This window comes from Streptomyces sp. LS1784, from assembly GCF_020103755.1.
Taxonomy (GTDB): Bacteria; Actinomycetota; Actinomycetes; order Streptomycetales; family Streptomycetaceae; genus Kitasatospora.
Map to the genome: position 1 here is coordinate 1 of NZ_JAHSQD010000609.1, position 4,739 is coordinate 4,739.

5 protein-coding genes and 1 pseudogene are annotated in these 4,739 nt (G+C 73.8%); 5 read left to right on the forward strand and 1 reads right to left on the reverse strand.

The window, feature by feature from the left end; translation table 11 throughout:
* Positions 1–201 (forward strand): hypothetical protein (locus tag KS423_RS38820; RefSeq protein ID WP_224284441.1); only part of this gene is annotated, 201 nt, incomplete at its 5' end.
* Positions 202–684: 483 nt separating this feature from the next.
* Here KS423_RS38820 and KS423_RS38825 read toward each other — a convergent pair.
* Entirely contained in the window at positions 685–2,070 is a 1,386-nt protein-coding gene (locus KS423_RS38825; protein ID WP_224284442.1) for an MBL fold metallo-hydrolase, read from the reverse strand.
* Between the two features lie 399 nt (positions 2,071–2,469).
* Between KS423_RS38825 and KS423_RS38830 the strand changes: the two genes are divergently transcribed.
* From KS423_RS38830 to KS423_RS38845, 4 genes and pseudogenes are all read left to right on the forward strand, one after another.
* Positions 2,470–2,859, forward strand: a complete 390-nt coding sequence (locus KS423_RS38830) for a rhodanese-like domain-containing protein (protein ID WP_224284443.1) — start codon at positions 2,470–2,472, stop codon at positions 2,857–2,859.
* The gene (locus KS423_RS38835; protein WP_224284444.1) at positions 2,856–3,605 is read left to right on the forward strand and encodes a sulfite exporter TauE/SafE family protein; all 750 of its coding nucleotides are present in this window, start codon (positions 2,856–2,858) and stop codon (positions 3,603–3,605) included. Before KS423_RS38830 ends, KS423_RS38835 begins: the two co-directional genes overlap by 4 nt.
* A 74-nt stretch (positions 3,606–3,679) precedes the next feature.
* Positions 3,680–4,246, forward strand: coding sequence for a rhodanese-like domain-containing protein (locus KS423_RS38840; protein ID WP_224284445.1), 567 nt, complete (start codon positions 3,680–3,682; stop codon positions 4,244–4,246).
* 266 nt (positions 4,247–4,512) lie between these two features.
* A pseudogene (locus KS423_RS38845) lies at positions 4,513–4,739 on the forward strand (hypothetical protein); the annotation flags it as partial.

Below are 4,739 nucleotides of genomic sequence, written 5' to 3' on the forward strand. Positions count from 1 at the left end.
GCCGCCGCGGGCGCGCCGGACGCGCACGCCTGGCCACGCCCGTTCGAGAGCGGCCCGGCGCACGCCCGGTACGCCATCGGCCTCGGCCGCACACCACCCGACCCGGTCCGCCTCACCGAGCTCGCCGAGCGCTGGGCCGGGGGCCTGCCCGGTGTCGACCTGACGCACGCGGAGGGCGGCACGGTCGCGACGCTGCACTGACCATGCCGACATCCGCACCGATCGGCTCCGGAAACCCCTCGCTCCCCCTGACGAACCATCAGAGCTCGGGCCACGGCGGACCGTGCTGGGGAGATCCCGGGGCCGGAGCAGTGGCGGGGCGTCGAGGACCAGGCCACGCGGCCGGCCGGGGCAGACCATTGTCCCGGTTTGAACAGACGCCTCGTCGTTCGGTGAGGCGCCTTCACGGACACAGGCCACACCCACCTGGAACAGCCCGGCGGAGATGCCGAGGGCCCATACGCCGGTGTAGGCGACGCCGCCCCACCTCCGGCGGCGCCCCCCCGGTTCCTTGGACCCGTCGGGCAGTCAGGGCGACAACGGAGTCCCGACAATCCGACTTCCGACCTTGGGGAAGAACGGCACGTGACTCCGGGACTGGGATGGTGTCCTGGGGTCACGTGGCGGGCGCTGCCTTCGGGAACGCCCGCGGCCCGGGCGGGGTGTGGGCCGGGGCGGCCGGGTTCAGGCCCGGGCGGGGTGGGTGAGGGCGTGCCAGGCGCTGTAGCCACCGAGGAGGTCGGAGACGTCGGTGTGGCCGTGGTGGCGCAGCAGGCTGGCGGCGATGGAGGAGCGGTGGCCGCTGGCGCAGTGGACGACCAGGGGGCGGTCGGCGGGGATCTCGTCCATGCGGCGGGGGAGTTCCGCCAGGGCGATGTGCAGCGATCCTGCGATGAATCCCGTTTCGCGTTCGCCGCAGGTGCGCACGTCCAGGACGGTGGGGGGCTGCTCGCCGGCGAGGGCGGTGCGGAGCTGGTCGGCGGTGAGGCGGCTGGCGGGGGTGATCTCGTCGGCGAGGGCGGGCAGGGCGTTGCCGGGGTTGCGCAGGTAGCCGGCGATGTGATCGAAGCCGATGCGGGCGAGGCGGGTGATGACCTCGTCCTCGCGGTCCTGCGGGGCGATGATCGCGATGTTGCTGTCGGGGGTGAGGACGGTGCCGGCCTGTTCGACGAAGCGGCCGTCGACGGGGACGTTGATGGCGCCGCGGATGTGTCCCGCGCCGAAGTCCTGGGGGCTGCGGGCGTCGAGGACGACGGCGCCTGCGGCACGGACCTCCTTGAAGCTTTCGGGGCACAGGGGGCGGGCGGCGTTCGTGCGGTCGAGCAGCGGGTGGTCCTGCCGGTTGAGAGCGGCGTCGTAGCCGAAGTAGGCGGGGGCGGCGGACTGGCCGGCGGTGACGATGCGGACGAAGGTGTCCTGGTCCATGGGCCGGCAGGCGTAGTTGGTCAGGCGCTGCGCGCCGATGGTGGACTGCTTCTCGGTGGAGAGGTTCTTGCCGCAGGCGGAGCCGGCGCCGTGAGCGGGGAAGACGCGGACCTGGTCGGGCAGGGCCATGAGCTTGTGGTGGACGCTGTCGTAGAGCATGGCGCCGAGATCCTCGGCGGTGACGCCGGCGGAGGCGAGCAGGTCGGGGCGGCCGACGTCACCGATGAACAGGGCGTCGCCGGTGAGTACGCCGTAGGGGGCTTCGTCGGTGGCGTGCTCGTGGACGAGGATGCTGATCGACTCGGGGGTGTGTCCGGGGGTCTCCATGATCTGGAGGGTGACGTCACCGAGGGAGATGCGTTCGCCGTCGGTGAGGTGGCGAATGGGGTACTCGGTCTCGGCACGGTGGCCGTAGCCGATCCAGGCGCCGGTGCGGGCGGCGAGTTCGAGGTGGCCGGCGAGGAAGTCGGCGTGGAAGTGGGTGTTGATGACGCCGACGACGGTCAGGCCGCGTGCCGTGGCGTCGGCGAGGTACTCGTCGACGTCCCGGCGGGGGTCGACGATCACGGCCTGGCCGGTGGTCTCGTCGGCGATCAGATAGGAGGCCTGGGAGAGGCAGTCGAGGTAGTACTGGCTGAAGATCACGGGGTTGTCTCCTCGTCGGGGTCTGACGGGCCGGCTACACGCCCAAGTGTACCCCCGGGGGTATTTGTTCCGAAGGAGTCGAGGTCGGCGCGGCCGGTCAGGCGACCGCCGGCCACAGCGCCAACCTCGACACCCCCCTCGGCGCATTTACCGGCATACGGCTTTGGTGGCCAATACGGGCGGGGGTATGGACGAACGATTTCGATAATACCCCCGGGGGTACTATGGTGGACATCGAGGGGGACGGCCACCGCCACCGAGCCGGGTACGGGCGGAGCCGAGGATGCGCGGTCACGCCACCGCGCCGGGCCACCGGGCCCGTACGGACGCCCGCGGAACCCGCGACGCCCCCGTCACTCCGGACCACTGCGGTCCGGCCTGCACCACTGGAGACATCACATGCCTTTGCTGCCGCACGCCCACGGGCCCAACCCCCACGGACAGAGCGCCCCCGGGCAGGCCACCCCCGCCGAGGCCCACGAGCTCACCCGCACCGGCGCCGCCGTCCTGCTCGACGTCCGGGAGGCCGCCGAGTTCACCGCCGGGCACGCCCCCGGCTCGCTGCACCAGCCCCTGATCGGGCTGGCCGCCGGCGTCCCGCTGCCGCCCGAGGCGGCCGGGCGGACCGTGCTGGCGATCTGTCGCTCCGGCAACCGCTCCCAGCGCGCGGCGGAGCTGCTCGCGCAGCGCGGCGTCGAGGTGCTGAACGTGGCCGGGGGCATGAACGCCTGGGCTCTGGCCGGGCTGCCGGTGACCACGCCCGGCGGCGACGCCGGCCACGTGATATGACCACGCTGCTTCTGGCGCTCGCCGCCGGTGCGGTGGTCGGGCTCGCACTGGGCGGGCTGGGCGGCGGCGGCAGCATGCTCGCCGTCCCCGCGCTGGTCTACCTGTTGGGCTTCAGCCCGGCGCCGGCCACCACCGCCAGCCTGGTGATCGTCGCCGCGACCTCGCTGACCGGGTTGCTCGCCCACGCCCGGGCGGGCCGGGTCCGCTGGCGTACCGGCGCGCTCTTCGCCGCCGCCGGACTGCCCGCCGCCATGGCCGCCGGGGCACTGTCCGTCCATCTGCCGGGCGCACTGCTGACCGGCGCCTTCGCCGTACTGGCGGCGCTCGCGGCCTGGCGGATGCTGATGCCGCCCAAGGCGGAGGCGCAGGAACGTTCTGCCGCAGGACTCGGCCGCTCCACGGCGGCGGGCGCCGGACTCGGCGCCGTCACCGGGCTGCTCGGAGTCGGCGGCGGCTTCCTCGCCGTACCGGCCCTGGTGTCGGTGCTCGCCTTCACCATGGCCGAGGCGGTCGGCACCAGCCTGCTGGTCATCACCGCCAACTCGCTCGCCGCCCTGCTCCCCCGCCTCGGCGCGACCGGAGCGATCGACTGGGCCGTGGCCGCCCCCTTCACCGGGGCCGCGATCCTCGGCGCCTGGGACGGCAAGCGGCTGGCCGACAAGCTCAGCGGACGCACCCTCCAGATGGCCTTCGCCCTCGCCCTGCTCGCCGTCGCCGCACTGATGCTGATCACCACGCTGAGCTGATCACAGCGGCGGGCCGACGCCCCCGATCCCACCCCCACCACCGGTACCACCCTTCCCGAGAGGACCCCACTCCGATGACCACGCCACTGACCGTCGAGCAGCTCCAGCCCCGCCTCGAACAGCTCACCCTCATCGACGTCCGCTCCCCCGGCGAGTACGCCGCGGGCCACATCCCCGGCGCCCTGAACGTCCCGCTGGACCAGCTCGACCGCGCCCTGCCCGCGCTGCGCGAAGCCGCCGGGCACGGCGAGATCGCCGTGGTCTGCGCCGCCGGGCCGCGCGCCGACAACGCCTGCCACCGGCTGGCCGACGCCGGCATCCCGACCCTCACCCTCACCGGCGGCACCAACGCCTGGGCGAACGCCGGCCGGCCGCTGGACCAGGTGACCGGCGCCCGCCGGGTGTGGGCACTGGACCGCCAGGTCCGCCTGGTGGCCGGCTCGCTGGTCCTGGCCGGCGTGCTCCTCGACCTCGCCCTGCCGGGCGCCCGCTGGATCTCCGCGGCAGTCGGCGGTGGGCTGGCCTTCTCCGCGCTGAGCAACACCTGCGCCATGGGCTCACTGCTCTCCAGGCTCCCGTACAACCGGCCCCGCCCCGGCGCGCCGAGCCTGGACCGGACGCTCGCCGCCCTCGGCCGCTGAGCCCGGTCCGGGGCCCCGACCGTCACGGAACCCCGGACCGCGCCCCCATCGACGTGAAGGCCCTGCCCACCCCCGTCAGGCAGGGCCTTCACCGCTTCTGCCGGTCACCTTCCGGAAGTCGTCACGGTACCGCCCGTTGACGCGATCGAGCCGGAGATGTGAAATGTCACCCATCACATGCGATGCGTCACACCACTGTAAGCGATTTGAACGTTCAAAGTCATCGGCCGCCAGCGTTCACCCACCCGACCGGAGGTAGCTCCGCCATGCCGCCCCACCCCCGCGCCTTACCGACCGGTCTCGCCCTCCTGACCGTCCTCGCCGCCCAGGCCCTCGGCGCCGCCCCGGCCCCGGCGGCCGCCGGAACACCGCTCGTCGACGGCGGCAGCTACCTGCTCGGCTCCGCCCTGGACGGCAGCTGCCTCGGCCCCCAGTACGCCCAGCCCGCCCCCGGCACCCCGGTGGTCGGCGCGGCCTGCGGCCGGCTGCTCAG